13 protein-coding genes are annotated in these 21,648 nt (G+C 37.3%); all 13 read right to left on the bottom strand.

Annotated elements, in window-relative coordinates:
* Positions 1-92: 92 nt before the first annotated feature.
* Positions 93-779, bottom strand: coding sequence for a hypothetical protein (locus tag AN34_RS12450; RefSeq protein ID WP_157263299.1), 687 nt, complete (start codon positions 777-779; stop codon positions 93-95).
* Positions 776-5,878 (bottom strand): fibronectin type III domain-containing protein, encoded by a 5,103-nt coding sequence (locus AN34_RS12445; RefSeq protein WP_197285514.1) that lies wholly within the window; start codon positions 5,876-5,878, stop codon positions 776-778. Before AN34_RS12445 ends, AN34_RS12450 begins: the two co-directional genes overlap by 4 nt.
* A gap of 425 nt (positions 5,879-6,303) precedes the next feature.
* Positions 6,304-10,374 (bottom strand): T9SS type A sorting domain-containing protein, encoded by a 4,071-nt coding sequence (locus tag AN34_RS12440; protein WP_029285884.1) that lies wholly within the window; start codon positions 10,372-10,374, stop codon positions 6,304-6,306.
* Positions 10,375-10,379: 5 nt separating this feature from the next.
* Positions 10,380-12,476: a hypothetical protein gene (locus tag AN34_RS12435; RefSeq protein WP_029285882.1), complete on the bottom strand. Its 2,097-nt coding sequence runs from the start codon at positions 12,474-12,476 to the stop codon at positions 10,380-10,382.
* Positions 12,477-12,874: 398 nt separating this feature from the next.
* On the bottom strand, positions 12,875-13,135 hold the full coding sequence (locus AN34_RS12430) for a hypothetical protein (protein ID WP_029285879.1): 261 nt from the start codon (positions 13,133-13,135) through the stop codon (positions 12,875-12,877).
* Position 13,136: 1 nt separating this feature from the next.
* Positions 13,137-13,661 (bottom strand): hypothetical protein, encoded by a 525-nt coding sequence (locus AN34_RS12425; RefSeq protein ID WP_029285877.1) that lies wholly within the window; start codon positions 13,659-13,661, stop codon positions 13,137-13,139.
* Between the two features lie 67 nt (positions 13,662-13,728).
* Positions 13,729-14,430, bottom strand: a complete 702-nt coding sequence (locus tag AN34_RS12420; RefSeq protein ID WP_029285875.1) for a hypothetical protein — start codon at positions 14,428-14,430, stop codon at positions 13,729-13,731.
* Between the two features lie 106 nt (positions 14,431-14,536).
* Complete coding sequence (locus AN34_RS12415) at positions 14,537-14,974, bottom strand: hypothetical protein (protein ID WP_029285872.1); 438 nt, start codon at positions 14,972-14,974, stop codon at positions 14,537-14,539.
* 120 nt (positions 14,975-15,094) lie between these two features.
* The gene (locus AN34_RS12410) at positions 15,095-15,535 is read right to left on the bottom strand and encodes a hypothetical protein (protein ID WP_029285870.1); all 441 of its coding nucleotides are present in this window, start codon (positions 15,533-15,535) and stop codon (positions 15,095-15,097) included.
* Between the two features lie 4 nt (positions 15,536-15,539).
* Positions 15,540-17,468 carry a hypothetical protein gene (locus AN34_RS12405; protein WP_029285868.1) on the bottom strand — a complete coding sequence of 643 codons (1,929 nt, stop codon included), beginning with the start codon at positions 17,466-17,468 and terminating at the stop codon, positions 15,540-15,542.
* Between the two features lie 191 nt (positions 17,469-17,659).
* Entirely contained in the window at positions 17,660-18,070 is a 411-nt protein-coding gene (locus AN34_RS12400; RefSeq protein ID WP_029285866.1) for a hypothetical protein, read from the bottom strand.
* Between the two features lie 16 nt (positions 18,071-18,086).
* Entirely contained in the window at positions 18,087-18,464 is a 378-nt protein-coding gene (locus tag AN34_RS12395) for a hypothetical protein (RefSeq protein ID WP_029285864.1), read from the bottom strand.
* Positions 18,461-21,640, bottom strand: coding sequence for a fibronectin type III domain-containing protein (locus tag AN34_RS12390; protein WP_157263297.1), 3,180 nt, complete (start codon positions 21,638-21,640; stop codon positions 18,461-18,463). The genes AN34_RS12395 and AN34_RS12390 overlap by 4 nt, the downstream gene beginning before the upstream one ends.
* Positions 21,641-21,648 lie beyond the last annotated feature (8 nt).

The raw sequence follows: 21,648 nt of genomic DNA, 5'->3' as shown, positions 1-21,648 counted from the left end.
TGAATTTAATATCGTTCATTCGTATGCTTTTACCAAAGTTACCACTACCATCACTAATACTTTTATAAACATCTTGTCGGTATAATCCAACTTCAAAGATTATAAATAGGTGCAGTATTATCCAAAATCTCTTTAAAATCTATCATAAAATCGTGCTTTTGTTTTATTGCAATATCGGCATTGGGGTTTTCTTCATATCTATTTATGGCAAATGAATACATCATGTCAAAATATTCTTGATAATTGGGATTGTTACACAACTTGTAGATTAATATCTTAGAAAATACTCCGTAACCACCTAAATAATTATGCACTTCCATCTGCGGAACAGTATCTAAAAATTTATCCAGCATCCGCAAATCACTCCATTTTTCGAAAAAAGGCTCGGCTACATTTTCAGCATACTCCTTTAAATCGTTCAATAAATCTAAAACATCTTGTTCGGTTGCTATCGTTTTTGGATAGCTAGGGTTTAAGTTTTTCTCAAATAATTCGGGTTCTAACTTGTTTAATGATGATGTTACCATAAGCTCATCATCAGCCCCTCCAATTAGTCCATTCTTTCTTAATATTGGCGTTACAACATTCTCTATTTCCAAAATAGTAATCAATGTAAAAAAATCTTCAACTTTAAAATCATCGTATATAATTTTTTTTCTTTCATTTTTTTCAATTACGATAGTATTCCTTTGACCAATGGCAACTTCGAAACCGAAAGGTAATATTCCATTTCTTAGCTCTCTTTTAATAATCTCTAAAACTTCTGCTTGTTTCATCATTCTTTGAATTTAATATCGTTCATTCGTATGCTTTTACCAAAGTTACCATTTCCATCACTAATTGTTTTAAATACATCCTGACGATACAACCTAATTTGATTTGTCTTTTGGATAGGGACATTTTGTAAAAATTTATTATCTGTTCTCACTTCCATGACAATAAACTCCTTATCAGGATTATCTCTAAAAAATTTAATAATCTCTGTATTTTGGTTTTTAGACCAGGCTGTACCTATATTAAGTTTGCTATCGTTATAAATTACTTTGGTGTAGTCCAATGAACCATCAATGGCATAAACTTGTTTAACAAAGCCATTATCCATAATTACCAGGTTGCCTTTTGGCCCCATTACATAAAGTTGGTTTACTTGTGTGGTACCTGTTAAATCTACACCAATATTGGTTAGATCTGCTCTAATCCTTGGATCCATATATTTCTCAAACCTATTTCCTTTAATAATATTTTCAAGCCATTTGGTATCTTTTAATACACTTGCATCTTCTGCAACTTCAGCTATTACTTCTTCTTTTGCCGCTCTTAACAGCTCTGGGTCGGTTATTTCTTTTTCAAGTATTTTAACGGCATCATCAATACTTTCTACACCTTCTTTAATCACAACCGTACCCGATTCCTTTACAACCGTATGAACCTCATCACCACTTTTTATTATAATTTTTTCAGATTCTGCTATAATGGTTGTCCCATCTTCAGCTTTTGAAAGTAGATTTATTACTTCAACCTCTCGCCCTAGCGTACTGATGGTTTTTAAGCGTCCAACTAATGCACTGCCTTTTGCAATGGCCCACTCGCCAGCGGTAAATACAATTGGTACCACCATTACGGTTACCTGCCCATAGCGGTAAGCACAGATATCGCCAGTCTGCCCATTTTTAAACTTGTAGGTATCGCACTTGGTAAAGTAAAATTCCGAAAACTGCTTGGCTACTTTAACAACCGTATTCATCAGTTTAATATCATTGCGCATACCAGGTGGCAATAATCTTTGCATCAGAACGGCATTATCTATTGTTTTACCGGCATGGATATCCAAGAAAGTCTGTTTAATATCTTGGTAAAACTCCAGGTTGCTTTTAACCGTTGCCGTTGCGGCTTCGGTACCTATTTTTACCAGGCCTTTAACCAGTTCTTTAACATCAACAGTTACAATAATCTCGTGCAAGGCACCTGCTAAATATTTGGTTGTTGCGCTTGCATTTTGTACGCTTTCCTCATTGGTGGCGCACAATAAAATCCCAAACAAACCGCGATAGGTAACCACATTAATTTCTTGGAGGGCCTTATCAAAATCTAAGGAGACCTGATAAACAGGGTCGTTATGCAATTCTTTAAGCCCTTCGTTCACATACTCGGTAATACATGCATCTGCATCCACATTTGGCATAACATCAGTAAGCCATTTTGGGGCAGATAAATGATGTTGCAAATCAAGTTTCTTGCTCTGCTGGTTATAGGTAACAATAAATTTGTTTGGTGCTTTATCGTGATCTGCCTCAGCCTTTTGGCTGGCGTAATTTGGATTGCCCGTATTTAAAAGATAAACTTTTAAGGTTTCCAAACCATTGTTAATGCCGGTAATTGTTTTATTCAGGCTATCCTTTTGTCCTGCTGTAAAAGGTGATTTACCATCGCTTCCAATAGAATAGTCAATGAACACGATGTTACCATCAGCACCTTGTCCAGTTGTATTTTTAATCTTACCGCCTGCAATAAAATCAGTTTTATCTTTCGAATAATTAATGATAAAACCACAGTTGCAAGGCAATATTTTTTGCCCATTGAAAATGCAATTGTTATCTATTTTAACCAATTGGGCATTAGTACCTCCTTTGGCAAGTTGTTTCCCTTTAATAGTTTGATCGAAATTACCCCAATTGCCAGCGTAAGTTCTGTCAGCTGTTTTGATATAGTAAATAAAGGTGTCATTATTCTCTTTATAGGCTGCCAATCTACCATACAGTTCACCCTCGTCTTGTCCGAAAAACGCAAATGGGGTTTGATTTGCAGTAAGTGTAACAACATTGCCATCGGGATCTCTGAATACCTTTCCAAGATTCGAGGCGTCGGCTATACATCTTAATTGAGGCTGTTCGATACTCTGCCCATCCTCATCCTTTTCAAAAACCCCAACCACTATCCCAGGCGCATGTATGGCATCCCATTGGAACTTTGTCAACTTTTCTCCCGGTGGATAATTCATCATATTCCCCACCAAATCGTTTTGAGTAAAGCCGTATTTACTAAATGTATGTTCCAGCTTGAACACGCCATGGCCAATCTCGTGTGCCGCAACTTTACCGTCAGCACCCGTAAACAGGTAGCCAAACTGTTTGCCACGAGGCATATCGCCTGCAAGGTTAGCCGTACTATCAGAACTGTTCAGCATAAAGAGCACTGCTACATCTTTAGCCAAACTTGGATTAGTGGCTTTGTACGCATTGTTCAGTGCCTTCATTTCTGCAGTTTGGGTAGCAAGCAAGCCGCTGCCACTTACCGCCAGTTTACCATCTTTGTTCAAATCCCAATCGGTATTAACGAAGTTATTGGCTTGGTTCACTTCAAAACTAACCCCAATAGGGTTATAGGTTTTGTTCAGCTGTGCGGTAATGGCATTTTTATCTAGTGTATTTCCGTTAACGGGCACCAGTTGCACCTTAACCGTTTTTGGTTGGTATGAGGAAATAAGCAGTTTACCCAAGCTCAGGTATTTTCCATTGCCCAACGGGTAAACGGCAAAAAGCTCCTGCGCATCATTTGCAGGACCACCTACAACCGAAATCTCATAGCTATTATCTTCAAGTTTATTTTTGGTTAGCTTAACTCCTTTTCCAGTAACAAATTGTACACTATCAGCTTTTAGGCTGTTATCCTTTAAGGCAATGGTAGCCTTTATAAAATCTGTTTTACCTGGTAATATGGCTTTCGCATTCACATAGTAATCGCCATTCAGCTTTTCGTAAACATCTACACCAAATACCTTGCTCTTCCCATATTCAGCCTGATACTCATCAAAAGCATATTGCTGTTTGGGGTGCGCACTGAAATAAACAGTACCCTTTTCGGTATTCAGCTTGTTCAGCTCGGCAAGGGTCATCTGCATCGGCACGCTTTCGCTTACCTTGGTTACCTTTGGTTTGCCGTCTGTGCCTTGCTCTACTTTATAAATAGTGCCATCGCTGTCTTTTAAGGTTGTTGGTATCTTATCGGCCTCAATGGTTTTGGTTTTGTCTCCCTCCCCTTTTACGGTTATGCTGGCCGAAGTTGCCTGTGCTGTACTGCCTTCGGGTATAACCTGTCCATCTTTATCCTTGAATATTGGCTTGATGTTATCTACACCTTTAATAGGAAAATCTACCTCGTAATCTGCATAATCTTTACCAGTAACCACTATACCTGTTCCATCTCCTCCCTCAATAATCTTGTCCAGGTTGGCTATCTGTTTCTCATTCGGGTCATAAGTCGTCTCAATCACCCCTCCAAACAGCTGCCTTTCGGTGTTTACCTGTATGCCCGAAAAGCGTACTTTCACATTCACCTGTCCCAGCATCGGGATGGTAACGTATCCCTCGCCACTAAAACTTCCACCACCGGTTACTTTGGTCAGCTTTACCGGAAAACCACCAGCCATAATTAAATCGCCCTGGTTTAACGCCTGTATGGGTGTTCGATTGGTAATCGAAATCTCCGGACTAATCATCCCACAGTTTACCGTAGCTGTATCTTTCGGGTTGCCGTTGATTTCAAGGGTAAGAATATCTGAGTATGTTGCCTGATCTATCCCGATGCCGATGTTACCCGCTACGCAGCTACTGCCCACGCGGTATTCGTAAGTGCTTCCCGGCTTAAGATCGTAGAGCGTGGCCCTGTTTTCAAGCGTATTTACGCTGTACCATTTCGAGCCGCTTAAACTGCGTTCACGGTATTGCAGGGTATACCCGCCTGCAGGAATGCCTCCGTTTGATGGATCGGCTGTCCAGTTAACAGTCGCCCGCCCACTGCTTACACTCGAATTAATAGCTAGTGGCGGTTTACAATCACTTTGGTAGGTAAACCAGTAGATTTCGCTAAAACCGTTGTTTCTATAACTGTCGGCCTGCTCGCCTGTTGGCGAAGTGCTTACCGCCCTTACCCGCCAGGCATAGCGCTTGCCCGGAATCAGCTGCGGTTCAGCTGGTCCCATCAGTAAGGTGGTTGGTCTAACCGTAACCTGGTAAAGGGGCTGTGTGCTTTCGAAAGCAGCTTCGGGTGCAATGCCCGTATCCCAAAGCTCTTTTAATGTAAATTCATATTCGGTATTAAAAGCGCCGTTCGGGCTACCCAAATTTCTTGGCGTCCACTGGAAAATGATGTTTTGGACTGCTCTGCTGGCTATGCTTTCACCCTTCAAAGGCAAGTTTAACAGTGGCGGGTCTGATAGTGTAATGTAGGCCATGCTGCAGCTTTTACGGCTTAACACCTTACCTGTATTAACCTCTATCACTTCAAAACAGAAGGAATAGAACCCCTCCGGCAGCTTGCCGTTCTGGGCGTACATGGCCCGGGTTATACCTGAGAAGTTGAGGTTATCGATATTGAAATAGGGAGCCAAATCGCCGAGGCTGATACGCTGTGGAATTCCCGCATCCAGTGTGATGGTTGGATAATAAACTCCGTCTCTACTCTGTAATTTGGCATTTTGCCCTTCTATGTACATCCGCAGTCGCACATTTAATACGGGCTTCTGCAAATCGGTATTGGTGAGCACAACGGCCAGGCGTTCCGAAGTACCGTTATAGTAATCGCTGGTATTTAAAGAGTATGGTGGCACCAGCACGGGCATCACCTGTACCGGATAAATTTGGGCTTTTGAGCTGAAAGCGAAAAGCAGAAAGAATAAAGTAAGATGTAGCGCTTTTAGGCGGAAGGTAGAGGGTGTAAGGTTTAGGATTCGGGAGACTAAAGAACTGAAATTCTTCCACCAAGACAGATTGCTATGCCCATTTAAAACCGGAACAGGCTGGCTCGCTTTTGCCAAGGCTTCGCAATGACGATTTATCGAGTGACTTCCAACTTCTAACCTACTTTTATTTTTTCTACTCATTTTATATATCATGTTGAGAGTATGATTAACACTCGTATTTTTTATTTTTTTGCCAACCAATACTGTTTGATATGACCACCCCGCCTTGCAGGCACCCCTCAAGAGGGGAATTTTCCCTCATAGCTTTTAAATACAGTAACCTCGCCTCGCTCTCAACCAAGTCCCGCAATGCATGTAGCAAGTATGATTAATACTCGTATTCCTTTTTTTGCCAACCAATACTGTTTGATATGACCACCCCGCCTTGCAGGCACCCCTCAAGAGGGGAATTTTCACTCATAGCTTTCTAAAAATTCAAGCTTCATTTTTTTACTTTCAGCTTTAATCTTTTTGCTATTTATGCCTCCTTCGACAAGCTCAGGATGAACATAGTTGATATAAATTTCCAATCCAGAGCCTTCAACTCTCTACCTTCCAACCCTCCGTTATTGTATCACCACCTTGTAAACCATATTTCCTTTTGGCGTTTCCAAAACCATTACGTAAACTCCTGTTGAAAGCGTTAAGGAATAGGGCAGATTGTAACTGCTGTTGCCACTCTCCTCACGGGTATCAATCAATTGACCGGTAATGGTATTTAGTAAGCGTAACTTAATTTTTGTACTTTCCTGAAGCTCAATTTTTGCATTAAAATTTCCATTACTGGGATTCGGCGCAATGATGAATGATTTAATAAACGGATCTTTCACTGTTCCAGGGTCATTGAAGGACGTACCCTCAATTACGGTAACCTGCTTGGTAAAAATCTTAAAGCAATCGCCTACCGTAGCCTTTAGTCCGATGCTATAGGTACCTGTTGCCGAAAAACTCAGCTGCAGATCATCATCGGTTTTAGAAAGCACCTTAATGTTGGCATTGACTGGGATTAACCATTCTACCTTTTGTGGTTTCGGACTACTTATGTTTACCAGATGGATGGTTTCGTTCTTAAAGGTTTGTGTGGTGACCACAAATTCTGATGCAATTACAGCGCTACTCTTTTTAATTTCAATGGTATCTCTGCCTACACAGCCTTTATCGGTTAAAGCCTCCACATAATAAATACCCGATGTACTTAAACTTACCTTAGCGGTATTGGCCGCAAAGCCATTGTTACTGGTCCATTTGTAAACAGCACCATTTGGAATGGTGGCATCTGCCTCATGTACCTGATCTACACAAAGGGTAATATCAGGACCTAGATCTATTTTAACGGCTTCGGGCTGCGTTAAGTTATAGCTGATGGTTTTGCTACAGCCCTTACTTTCTGTAACCGTTAAGGTATAAGTGCCAGCAAGAAGATTGCTTAGGTTTTGGGTAGTTGAGCCATTACTCCATAGGTATTGGTAAGGCGGTATCCCACCGGTTACGGTATGATTAATGGCTCCATCGTTACTACCAAAACAGGTTGGATTTTTAACAAGATCAGCAGTAATTAACAATGCATTTGGCGCAGCCACGTTCACCTGTGTCTGAATTTGGCAACCATGGCCATCGGTAACAAAAACAAGATAGTTTCCATCGGTTAGGTTTTTGATATTGGTGGTGGTATCCCCAGTGCTCCATTCAATATGGTAAGGTAATGTTCCGCCTGTTACGGTAACATTTGCTGTGCCATTGCTATCACCGCTGCAAATTAATTGCGTAGAAGAAACGGTTACCGCAAGCGCAACAGGCTCTGTTAAATTAAATGGGATAGATTCTTTAGTAATGTTGTTCTGATCGGTAATTTTCACTTTAAAAATCCCAGCATTGGCATTTATGAAAATGCTATCGGTTTGCGTTAATGGAGTATAAGTACCATCGGTTTGTTTAAACCATTCGTATTTATATTTCAATCCTGGTATAACGATACCGCCTGCTGCTTTTGCATAAAGCTTTCCATCGGCATCGCCTTTGCAAGAAATGTACTTCAACTCTTCAATTTCTACCTTTAAGGGTGGTGGTTGTTTTAATGTAATGGTATCAATCAATATACAACTTGAGGCATTGGCGGTTTGTGCCAGGGCATAATTGCTATCTGTTACCCTCAAAATGTACTTGCCATCTGCGGCATCATTTAAAACTGTTTTAAAAGGATTGGTGGTATTGATCACATTAGAAAGTGGGTTTCCATTTATATCTGTCCATTGAACATTATAACTCCCAGCGGTAGGTGTCCCGCCAGAAATACTGATTTCTGCACGGCCGTCATTAGCGCCAAAAGCGGTTGGGTTAACGATATTCCTTGCATCAATTTTTAACGGCCCTGCTGGTTGAGTAATGGTTATGGTTTGAATAACCTCTGCTCCGTTTGCATCTTTTTGATAGCAACCGGAGCTATCCGCTACCCGAATGATATAGTTGCCAGTATCCAGATTTGTGAGCTGATGTTGACCACTGGATGCAATGGCAACCGTGGTATAATTTACATCAGTCTGATTTTTATATAAAAGCTTGTAAGCGCCATTTGCACCTGTCGCATTGATGGTAATCGTACCGTCTTTACCGCCAAAGCAGTAGATATCTCTTTTACTTACCTTAAAATTTAGTGTTGAAGGTTCTGTGAGTGTAAAAGGTTCAGACGTGGCGGAGACCTGATTATTATCTTTAACGTTAACCTTGTAAATACCTGCACCTACAGCGGTGAGTATGCTATCCGTTTGTGTTAAGGTGGTAAATGTTCCATCAACTTCTTTTAGCCATTGGTAAACATATTTTTGTCCGGATATTTGAACTCCACCCATTACTTTAGCATAGAGTTCACCATTTAGATTACCATTACAATCAATATTTTTTTGTTTTTCGATTACTACACTTAACGGTTTAGGCTGCGTCAGTGTAAAAGTGTCTATCGCGATACAACCTTTTGCATTTTCACTTTTTGCAAGGTTGTGGTTGTTGTCTGTTACTCTTAAAATATATTTTCCATCACCGGCATTATTTAAGGTAGTCTTAAACGGGTTGTTGGTATTGGTAAAATTTGATAAGACATTGCCTTTAGCATCTGTCCATTGTACATTGTAATTTCCGGCATTGGGTGTACCTCCTGTAATTATCGCTTCGGCTTTCCCATCAGTTGCACCAAAAGCCGTAGGATGCGTAACTTGCTTATTGTCAATCTTCAAAGCCTCATCAGGTTGATTGATTACTATCGTGGAGATCACTTCATTGCCATTGCTGTCTTTTTTATAACATCCGTTCTGATCTAGCACACGGACTTTATAAGTACCAACATCCAATCCATTTATGATGTGCTGACCTGCAGTGGCAAAAGTAATTTCGGTATAAACTGCTTCCTCCTGTTTCTTATACAAAACCTTATAACCTCCATTACCACCACTGGCATTTATGGTAATGGTTCCGTCTTTCCCGTCGCGGCATAAAATATCACTTTTACTGGTAGAAAAATCTACAGCACCAGGCCCGGTAAAACTCGCCGTACCGGTATGATTTGGCGCATCAGAATAACCAGCAGTGCCGTTATAAGTATCAATGAGTTCTATTTTATAGTTTCCTGGCGGGAAGTTTAATGGAGTGGTAATTACATTACCATCTTCCAGACTTGTAACATTTGAAACATTCTGAATATCACCTGTTGTAGTTTCGGTGATAACTAAATTAAGTGATTCTCCTGAAATTAAAGCCCTGTCAAAATAGACCTTAAAACCTCTGTTTGATTCGCCAAAACAATTGTTCGGTAAAGCAGTGATGGAATTGATATGAGGTGCGGAGATTCTTGCACTTAATGTTAATATCTGATCACTATAAATATTTTTATTTAACCTTATCCTGAAATAGATATTTTGCCCTATAAAACGCTGAAAATCGGGACCAACTACATCTACTAGAGAAATATTAATTGAATGTTGACCTTGCGTATTTAAGTTACCTGGCAAGTCCATCCATTTTGTGCCATCAGTAGAATATTCCCAGTTGTATAAATCTGAAGGGAGTCCTGAGGGAACTGAAAGATTAGTCTTATCATCATGCGGCAAAAGGTCTGAACTTGCAGTAATCTTCTTTATAAAGGGCTTCTGAACAAATTCATAATTCCCAAGTACGCCCCTACCCGTATTAGCATTGCCATCGAACCAATTTCTACTAATGGAATCACCGCTTATCTGAATATTATGATTGTAAGGATCCCATGGAGGTGTCTCGTAAGTTATACCGTTACAGATGTTACAAGACCCGCTATTTGTAGTTTGTGTTCTGATAAAATAGGACATGCGGATATTCTTTATTTGCTTATCCACTGGCAGTATCATGGTATCGGCCTGGTTGATCTTAAAGTAGACATTGCATTTTATCTGTCCCTGGATCCAGTCAACGGGTTTGTAAACTTTGCCATCATTACCCGTCAGGTAAAAGCGAACATAATCTCCACAGGGCCAGTTTGCTCTATGTTCAAAATAAAACTTGTAAGAAACCCTATACCCAGCTTCCTGTGCATGAATGGTCTGATTTGCAAAGAACAGAAATGCAGATACGCATAATACACACTTGTAAATAGCGATTATTTTTTTAAATCCCATATCCTTTAATATTTTACCGTTACTGTTTTCATCTCACTATATGCACCACTCTGTAGGACTGCTATCACTCCATATTCATAACTCGTGTTTATCATTGGCGCTGTATCAAACAGTCCTTTTTCTTTTGCACTTAAAACCTTCCAAAGGCTTAAACTAGCGCCAGTTTGTGCTTTGTATATTTGATAGCTTTTTACATTTGCCAGTTTATCATCCCATACTATTTCTATTCGATGTTCATCTGTATGGGGATAAGCATATAATCTGGTTAATGTTAGTTTACCAGTTGCTAAAGCAGTAGTTTGAATCATTAAGATTTCAGATCTTGTTTCAAGATTACCTTCATTTTTTACCTCAATTACATACTGATAGTTTTGTTCTGCTTTGAGCTTTTCATCTGTAAAACTATTGGTGGTATCCGTAAAAGCTTTAACCACTACCCAGGCACTATCCGGATGGGTACGCCTAAGAATGGTGTGGCTCACCACATCACTATCGCTACTATTTACCCAGTTCAGCATCACTTTATCTCCTGTAGTTTTATATTTGGTAATCACTGCCGGCGATGGTGGAATTACAGCTGGTTTCTTCAATTCAACCAGTTCGGATATTTTTGACTGGTTAAAGCGTTTATCTATAGCGCTTACTCCATACCAGGCCTTTTTATTTGTCATCTTTAGGCTCAGCACATCTTTATAACTGTTTACATACCATACAGAATCTATTAATGGTACCGCCTCTTCTCCCTTGCTTAAGGCCCTGAATATTTTATACCCGAGTAAATCAGTTTCTTTATTGGAATCCCATTTTAGTGTTACTTTACCCGTGGTATCTACTTTTGCAACAAGACCGCTTGGTATGGCAGGTGGAACAGAATCTATTGGTTGCACCAAAACAGGATAAGAGGTTCTTGCCTCGCTTTCTTTTCCCACGGCTGTAATGGTAAAATAATTGGATCCATCTAGATTATCGTAACTCAGGTTCCTACTTTCGGGTGAGATATTTTTTATCACTTCCAGATATGGTCCTTCAGACTTTGTGGCCTTGTTCAGGATAAAACCGCTGATTTGGTTATTGCCTGCTTCGTCAAATTCCCATTGCATTTGCAATACGCCCTTATCATCAATTCTGTTCTTTTTGATATTGGGCACGAATGCCAACAAGCTTTTACCCTTTCCTTCTGCTACATCCGTATAAGGGCTTAGTTCGCCAAACGGGTTAATCCCTGCGATGCGGTATTGATATTTAGTGAGGTTGTTATTAAGGGAATCGATATAATACATTCGGTTAGCGCCTGCCCTTTCTTTTTCATTTAAGTTGGTCATAGGCAATTCACTTACTTTTTTAAAGGTTGTACCACCGTCAATGGATTTCTCGATATAGTAAGCATTATAAATGTTCTTCAAACGGGCGTAATCCCAGCTTATTACTACACTTTTATCGCCAAAATTGGTGGCTACCTCTTCTATCTTAGGCAAAGGTTCGTAATCCTCCATTCCAATGTAGGCACCTGCTGAATCGATTTTTAAAAGACCTGAAGGTATCGCCGATTTAATGCGGTAAAAATACTTTTCGTTGCTTTTGATATCTGTATCCGTATAACCCCAACCCGCCATTTTTGCACCGGCAAAGCTCATATCAGCTGCATAAAGCGAAAAACCAAACCGCTGGTCAAGGTCTTGAGATTGCGCCATGATTTTGGCCACACCATTGGATGCAGTTCCGTTCATTTCAAATTTGTCCCCATAAATGGCCTGGACAATAACAGCTGCATAATTATCGTTTTTAGCCAATGTCTCCCAATCATTCAATGGTTTTGGTTTTAATGCCGTAGCAATCAATTTCCGCTCGGGTTGAGCTAACATTTTTTTATCGCGTAAAATGGTAAACCTTTCTACATTAAAGCCGTATTTATTGCTGAGTTTCCAGGCCTGTGCATCACTGGTGCCCCAGCGTATATTAATCAGGTTATCTTTTTTTGATACACGAGCCATCACCATAATCTGTGATTTTGGCTTTTGACTTTGTTTGGTTTTTTGCTGTGCAAATAAAGATGTTGAACAAAGAGTTAAAAGGAAAAAGGTGTAAGTAAGTTTTTTAATCATCCCGTTTTGTTATAAAATATCATCAGTCGTAATTAAGATCACAACTAAATTGAATAAATAATATATTTAAGTAATACTGTGGTTCAGGGATGATGACACAGTTTCGAAACCTTTGTTTCTTTAATAATTTAACCTATTTAGGGAACTAGGTTTTGTGATTAATCGATCTAAAAATGCAAGTTATGCGACCTACGTAAGCACTTTTTTTCAAAATCAACACATCTGGAAAAAGAAGTGTAAATTCAATTATTTTAAACCGTTTTAATGGGTTTAAATTGTTTGTTTGATATATTTTATTGTCAATTTCTCTTTCAAATCAAAAATTAATTATTTCAATAATTATTGATTATCAATTAGTTAAATGTTTAAATTTCAAAATCCATACATTTGAAACACTATCAGGATAAGTCAAAATCCTTTCTAAATTGATTAAACTCATTTTTATCATAAACAACATTGCCAGATTTTATTTCTAATACATTTAGAGAAAGAATAATTTCTAAAAATTCTTGCCATAGTATCTTCATCTCTGTATTTTGGAAATCAAAAGATATTTCTATAAAACCATTTTCCTCAATAATATTACAAATATTAATACCTAAACTATCTTGAAGATGGTTTACTTTAGGATAGTCTTGGCAAATACTTAATCCAAACAAATCATCTATATTCTTTATTTTTTGATAAATTTACTTGCTTGCCAAAATATTCTCTTAATGAGACCACGATATTTCTCTCTTGAAATTTACTCTTTAATGTTTCATAATTAAAACCGTCAACTTCCATCCTAATTGTGACACTATTTCGTTTAACTCTCAAAGGTGGTTTATAGGGTATTCGGTAAGGATTATGAAAATGATAAACCTTTGAAATTACAAGCAAGACATTTTCAGAACCATAAAAAGTTATCTTTAAATATGCTTCTTTGTGATCAATTACAATTATTTCATTAACCCAATTATTGTAACTAATAAAATCAACTTCCTTATTATTTACGAGTAACTTATAAGAATGTAATTCAATGGGGTAGTAAATTTCCTCGTATTTATTATCCTCGAAAGAGTAACTAATCTTCCTAATTTTTAAAATACCATTGTTTTTTGAACCACCAATTGATATTCGGGTATCAATGCTAAAATCATGCTTTGAAAACCAATCTTTCAAATCTTTATAGTTATTTCCCATATTGTTTAATCATTTTTTCAATCCATTTTTCTGCTCTATCAAACAGCAACACAAAACCTAAATTTTATTATTCCTTAATAATTTCTTTCTTCTGTACATTAAAAATATATTTATCATCTCCCCACATCATTACAAATTCATTATTAGCCCAACCAGTAACTTTAATTGTACGGGGGGTATTTAGCCATTTCATATAATCGTTTTTCATTAGTTCATCATCTTTGAAATACTTTTTGTTACAGATAAAATATCGCTCTATTTGTTTTAGATTATTATCTACAAATTTCAATCTATAACTTGTTGAATCATACTCATATCTAATTTCAATTGAACAAATATATCTTCTGTTTTTTGATGTATATTTTTTAGCTTTTTCTGAAAAGTACTCATCCCCTATTATTTTTTGATTTGCAACATGGATTGGTTCTACTGGGAGATTAAATTTCATTGCCCACTGTAACAACCCCTTATAGATGCATTTACAAGTAAATTTTATCTTTTCATAGCTAATTAAGCTTTCAAAATATTTTTCAGAAATACCGACATGCATATAGTATAAATTATATGTAGAGTTATTGTTAAAAGAAATATCAGCTGAATCACCTATCAATTCTTTAAAATTGAATTGAATTCCTAAAATATTAACATCATTAGCCATGCTATAATTCCCCATATGTTTTAGAAATAAAACTCCTAAATTAGGTCCTATATATGCTATAGGAGAATCATCTGAACTACCTAATACTCTTATTTCTTCTATTTTTTTCATTTTGAACCGTATTCTTTAATTTTTTCTTTTATCCACTTTTCTGCCCTATCAATTTTAACGCATTATCATCAATTCCGTCAAGGGCATGCCATTCTATTTTCGAAAATTACTCAGATTTATCTTTTAGGTTTCTTAAAATAGTTTCACTTAATTTTTTACTTAATCTTCCAGTTTCTATTCTCTCAATCCATGCATCAATTGAAATAGCAACCCATGGATAATTTTCAACACCATATTTAATTATAATTGTTTCCCCATAATTAATACTTCGTTTATTTGTATCGAGAATTAACTCACCTCCATTAGAACTTATAAAAGCATTACTACAATAAGCAAAGAATAAACTTTTTAATTGTGATAATGACAATCCCAATTTTTCAGGATTTTTAAAATTAGTTTTGTAAAATTCGCATACTTGCTCTACTTCCTTTTCATCAAATATAAAATTGCCTACAGCCAGTATCTTTTTTAACTTTTCTAAATCTGTTGCCAGAGAACTAATTCTTTCTTGGTGTTTAATTCTCAATTCTTTTAAATTTTCCATTTTAATAAATTATAATTTTTAATTTATCCGAACTACTCTTTTCAAAACCGTTTCTGCTTTAATGAATTTTAATGCACCATCGTCAATTCCATCTAAAGCATGCCATTCTATTTTCGAAAATTATTCAGATTTATTTTTTAGATTTCTTAATATAGTTTCATTTAATGGTTTACTTAACCCTCCTTCTTTCTCAATAATTCTCATCCATCCAAACACCGAAATTGCTACCCAAGGATATCCTGGTCCCCCATAATTTATTATAATTGGTTCACCATATGAAGTAGTATTTTTTTTTGTATTTAAAACAATTTCACCACCATTAGACATTATAAATAAGGTACTACAATAAGAAAAAAACATTTTTTTAACATTAATCATTTCATCAACACTAATTTCTTTTTCACTAATTTTTACTTTAAACCAACTGTCAACCAATTCTACTTCTTTATTATCAAAATCGAAATCATTTAATTTCAACTGATTTTTTAATTGATTTAAAAAATCAGGGATTTTATTAATCAAATGGCTGAACTCATTTTTTAAATCTTTTACATTTTTCATATCTCTAATAAATTACAATTTTAAATCTTAAAGGATTTACTCCTTTACTGGTCATTTGTTCTCTTATGAATTTCAGTGCACTATCATCTATTCCATCTAAGGCGTGCCACTCAATCTTTCGAACAAGTTCATCGTCAGAAACTAATATCTCAATATCCTTTTTAACCTGTCTCTGGAATTCAGCTGTATTGGTAATCTTCCCTGATTTCAACTCTCGTGCTGTGCCATTTAGCAAATTATCGATATAACGAACTCCGTCACTCGTTTGAACACCAAAGTCAGGTTTCAACCCTTTTTCTAAATCTAGAAAAACACTTTCAGCAATTTTTCCCCTCATCCTATTGCCTGTAATTACTCTATGTTTGGTAGTATACTTAGCCAAATCCAACGCTCCACCTCTTGCTTGGTATTTAACAAAATCAGTTGATACTTTTGATGTGTATTCTGTACTAACCAAAAACTCATCTACATTTTTATATTTTAATGAAAGGGCTTCTACAACGCCTTTATTTCCATTTAAAATAATGTCATCCCAAACATTCTTTACTCCATTAACAACTCCTTCTCCCTTTAAAAACTTGCTCCATCCCGATAAGGTAGATGGTTTTACAATAAGCTCGGGCAACAGCAAACCTGCATAAAAAGAACGGATCTCATCAATTTTATCTGCTTTCGCAGTCTGCATAATCTGCCCTGCAATAAATGCGGGCAGGATAATTTTCTCTCCATTAATTTGGAGAATTACAGGTGCAGTACCGCTTAGGGTAAAGAGATCTACACAGTGGTCTTCAAATCTGAACAACTTGTTGCCAGGTGCATCGCCATTGCAAGGCGTATCACTGTATAATCCCCTACAAAAATAAAAGTAAGTATAGCCAAAGGTTAAATCATTATTCGTTATACCAAAACAGGAGATTTTATACTGCCCGTTCTCATTGCCCGGAATTTTTGTTTCCTGGGGATAAACGGTAGATAATTCTTCATTTCCTGTCCATGTTTCGCTTATTTTTTTGGTTATCGCTGTGGCAAATGGCAACTTATCAACCATTTTCAATTTTGCATAAACCGCCATTAGGGTTGCGGTTTCAGTGTTGATTTTGTCCTCTAGATAAGCCGTTGATACTCCCTTTATCAAATTATTGATTGCCTTACCCTCATCGGTACCAACTTTATCTACCCGACAGTTTAGAAGTGATTTTAAACTTGTCCATTTCTGCTCGTCGGTTATAACTGGTGTTACAAAACTTGGTATATTTTCATACAGATAATCAATTTTGTCGCAATCGGCACCGGCAAGTTTTAGTTCACTAATAAACTTATCGGTTACGGTTTTTTTGTACGGTTCTGTATAAGAAAAACCCTGCGCAATAAAGAGATACTCCATCTCTTCGGTATTGTTTGTTTCCAAACGGATAGCACGTTCATCACTATTTTCGTAATTGTAGTTCAAGGTATATTGTATCTTATCCTGGTTTGGCAGAATGCTTATCGATGAATAAACTTTATCGTTAGCACTTAAGTCTACATTGCCTTTTTTAATTGATAAATTACCCTTTAAGTGAAATGTTTTTTCAACACCATCGATACTTGTAGTGTATGATTTATCTATTGGAATTAGGGTTACTATGCCTAAACTAGAGGTAGAGGAAATGGATTCCTTGCTTATAAAATTGGTATAATCATAAGCCGCAACTTTTCCTTTGTTATCAATTAACCATTTAACCAGCTTATCGTAGTCTACTGCTTCAGCAAGTTTTTTACTCTCTGTTTCCCTTTCCTTGGCCTTATCTGCGTATTCCTTGATTTTTGTAGCCTTGGCCAGTATTTCCTTACATTTCGAATAATCATCAAAATTCAGAAAATCCCCCTCTGGTTTAAGTGTTCCAAAGGACCACTTAAATCCCTCTTGAAAACCCAGGTCTCCAGACCACAATAGCTTTCTGCATTAAATATATTTCAAAGAACGACCACTCGTTAGTGGTTCTATTTTATGGCTTTGTCAATGCTTTATTCACAGACATATTCCTCGGTTTCAATCTGGGTTTAAGTGACCGCTGAAAGAGCGAACACTTAAACCACTTGGGGTAATCATCTAATATATTTTTCTCTGTTTTCATTTCTGAATTATCCAATTTGGTTACAAATGATTTGACAATCAGATTTTATAATTTGATAAATTTCACCAAGATAAAAACTGAAATCAGTAGTATTAGTATAGGATATTTTTTTCCTGCTAATTGAAATTAGCATCATAATTTCTTGCTTTGATGGCATAAAATGGAATAAACATCCTTCACCTCCTTTTTTATTAAAAATGATAATACCAGTTATATTATTTGTTTCAAATCTAATTTTCAACATCTTTTTTATCGCATTAAGATTATTGCTTTCACAAATTTCCCATTCAAAATCATCATTGATTAGAAATGAAATTTTCCCAGAATCATCTATATATTGCCAACCCAACTTTTCTAAAACACTTAATACATCTAAATCTTCATTAAAAGAAATTTCGATACTTGCTTGGACACTCATATTTTTATACTAATTCTTATAAGAAGTGGTTGTTTTTCACGAATCTAATTGCTTCATCTAAATCAATTTCACTAGGTAATCGATTATTACTATTTATATTTTCTATAAAATCTTCTGATATTTCAATATCAAAAAACTCTAAGTAATAGCTTAGATAATTTGGCCATATCCATACTCCATCTGTGTAATATACTAAACCACCAATTGTTGTGTCATTATTTAATTCTAAAGATTTGATTATTTGCATAGTTGTTGCAAAAGCTATCCCTCTGTGTTTTAGATATTCTAATATCATTGGCTTTGAATCATTTAGAATGTTTTTTTTATAATCTTTATAGGCGATTGAAAAATTATTCTCGTTATTATACTCCCTTATTAATCCTATTATTTTCATAGTCCTGGTTTAAAAATTGTCCAACCTGCATTATTTGTTATCTCATAGCTACCATCCTTAAAAACTGTAATTAATCCTTTTGGTGCTTTCACATTTAAACCAAGTTTATTTGCTAGATTTTTACCAATAGCATCAGGAAAAATACCAGTATTGCAAGAAATTAACCTAATTGGAATCTTACCGTTATATCCTTTAGACATCAAGTACTTCAATAAATCTCTATGAGTTATGCTTACCCACTTATCCCCCGCATATACCATAAAATTATCAGCAGTGCCATGCACAACTACGTCGTACCAACCTATTTCAGGTTTTATCCATTTTGCCGCGGCTAATGTTGCATCATCCATACCTAATTTTGTAGCATCAAGTACAACTTTAGTTATTGTTTCCTTACCCTCATTTATTAACCGATCTCCGATATCATCATAAATTCCCCTATTTCTTGTTCCCCAATACTCTAATATTTCTGCACTACTCGTTGCTGCTTTTCCTTCGCCAGTACCAATTAATAATGTTGCTAAGTTAGATACTAACTTACCATGTTCGTAGCGTTGGGTATTACTCGTGCCATTTAATTTTACAATATATTTAACAAGTTGTTTAGTTATAGAATTAAAAGCTTTTTCAATCTTATCTTGATTACTAATAATATCGTAAAGGTTGTTTATGGTTTTCGCTGTTTCATTTCTAATCTCTTCGTAGCCCTGACATTCTTTTATAGTGGCTAATTTATTTGGTATTCTAATTTCATCTAACCAAGCACTAAAGCCACTGTCATTTTTTGCTTTTTTTAGTTGAGCATTTAATTTCTCTACTGTTTTTTTGTCTATCTTAATTCCTTTACAATCTGCATATCCAAATGTAAAGGCATATCTTATTTCATCTATTTTTTCTCTTAAATCGTAGATGCTTTTGCCTTGTCCATAAATGCCATCAAAAACACCGGCAGAGTATGGCTTATCTAAAAACGTATAATATTCTATATATTCTGTTTGACTGTTTTTCCAAAAGCAGTAAGGAATAATGCCTTCATTATTATATGGCTTCCAGTTCTCATCTGAACATTTATTATAAAATTTATAAATTTGATATAATCTGTAAGAGAGTTCATTGTACCCAACAACATTATATAATTTCATGAAAGAATCGAACTGTTTTTCTTCCATTGCAACAGCATCTGCTTTCAAAGCCTCTGATGTTTTTGAGAGCGCATCTTTGAGTGGTGTATTATCCTTAACACTTGCACCACCAGCTGAATTTAAATAGGTAGGCAAGCTTTCATTCAACTTAGTTACCATTTCAGCAGATGTTGTAAGACTATCTTTCTGTAATGTTAGCGCCGTCAATTCTTGTTGTAGGTATTTAAATTCTGATGCTGATACTGCATCTTTTGCTAAGAGTTTATCTATTTTATCACTCGCATTTATTAGTTTCTTCAATACATCAGCTAGTGCTTTAACTGTTTCTTCAATCTCTTTAGCATCCACTATCTGTTTCTCATTCGGATCATAAGTCGTCTCAATCACCCCGCCAAATAGCTGTCTTTCGGTGTTTACCTGTATGCCGCTAAAACGAACTTTCACATTCACCTGCCCCAGCATGGGGATGGTTACATAACCTTCACCACTGAAACTTCCACCACCAATCACTTTGGTCAGCTTTACTGGAAAACCACCAGCCATAATTAAATCACCCTGGTTTAACGCCTGTATGGGTGTTCGATTGGTAATTGAAATCTCCGGACTGATCATCCCACAGTTTACCGTAGCTGTATCTTTCGGGTTGCCGTTGATTTCAAGTGTAAGCATATCTGAATATGTTGCCTGATCTATTCCGATGCCGATGTTACCCGCTACGCAACTACTGCCCACGCGGTATTCGTAAGTGCTTCCCGGCTTAAGATCGTAGAGCATGGCCCTGTTTTCAAGCGTATTTACGCTGTACCATTTCGAGCCGCTTAAACTGCGTTCACGGTATTGCAGGGTATAACCGCCTGCAGGAATGCCTCCGTTTGATGGATCGGCTGTCCAATTAATAGTCGCCCGGCCACTGCTTACACTTGAGTTGATGGCCAATGGTGGCTTACAATCGCTTTGGTAGGTAAACCAGTAGATTTCGCTGAAACCATTGTTTCTATAACTGTCGGCCTGCTCGCCCGTTGGCGAAGTGCTTACCGCCCTTACCCGCCAGGCATAACGCTTGCCCGGAATCAGCTGTGGTTCGGCTGGTCCCATCAATAAGGTGGTTGGTCTAACCGTAACCTGGTAAAGCGGTTGTGTACTCTCAAAGGCGGCTTCGGGTGCAATGCCTGTATCCCAAAGCTCTTTTAATGTAAATTCATATTCGGTGTTAAAAGCGCCGTTCGGGCTACCCAAATTCCTTGGCGTCCACTGGAAAACGATATTTTGGACTGCTCTGCTGGCTATGCTTTCACCTTTTAAAGGCAGGTTTAACAGTGGCGGGTCTGATAGTGTAATGTAGGCCATGCTACAGCTTTTACGGCTTAACACCTTACCTGTATTAACCTCTATCACCTCGAAACAGAAGGAATAGAACCCCTCCGGCAGCTTGCCATTCTGGGCGTACATGGCCCGGGTTATGCCTGAGAAGTTGAGGTTATCGATATTGAAATAGGGAGCCAAATCACCGAGGCTGATGCGCTGTGGAATTCCCGCATCCAGTGTGATGGTTGGATAATAAACTCCGTCTCTGCTCTGCAGTTTGGTATTTTGCCCTTCTATGTACATCCGCAGTCGCACATTTAATACGGGTTTCTGCAAATCGGTATTGGTGAGCACAACAGCCAGGCGTTCCGAAGTACCGTTATAGTAATCGCTGGTATTTAAAGAGTATGGTGGCACCAGCACGGGCATCACCTGTACCGGATAAATTTGGGCTTTTGAGCTGAAAGCGAAAAGCAGAAAGAATAAAGCAAGATGTAGCGCTTTTAGGCGGAAGGTAGAGGGTGTAAGGTTTAAGGTAAATAGAAGATTCTCCCACCAAGACAGATTGATTTTCCGGTTTAAAACCGGCACAAGCTGGCTCGCTTTTGCCAAGGCTTCGCATCCAATACCTGTCAGATAAAGATTTATTGACTGGTTTCGGCGTTCCGGACTAAAGACTTCTGAGTCCCGACCTCCTACCCCTGATTTATTTAATTTTTTTCTAATCATTTCCAATT

This window comes from Pedobacter sp. R20-19, from assembly GCF_000708265.2.
Taxonomy (GTDB): domain Bacteria; phylum Bacteroidota; class Bacteroidia; order Sphingobacteriales; family Sphingobacteriaceae; genus Pedobacter.
Note: the sequence above shows the minus strand (reverse complement) of the source record. Positions and strands in the feature narration are given on the sequence as shown.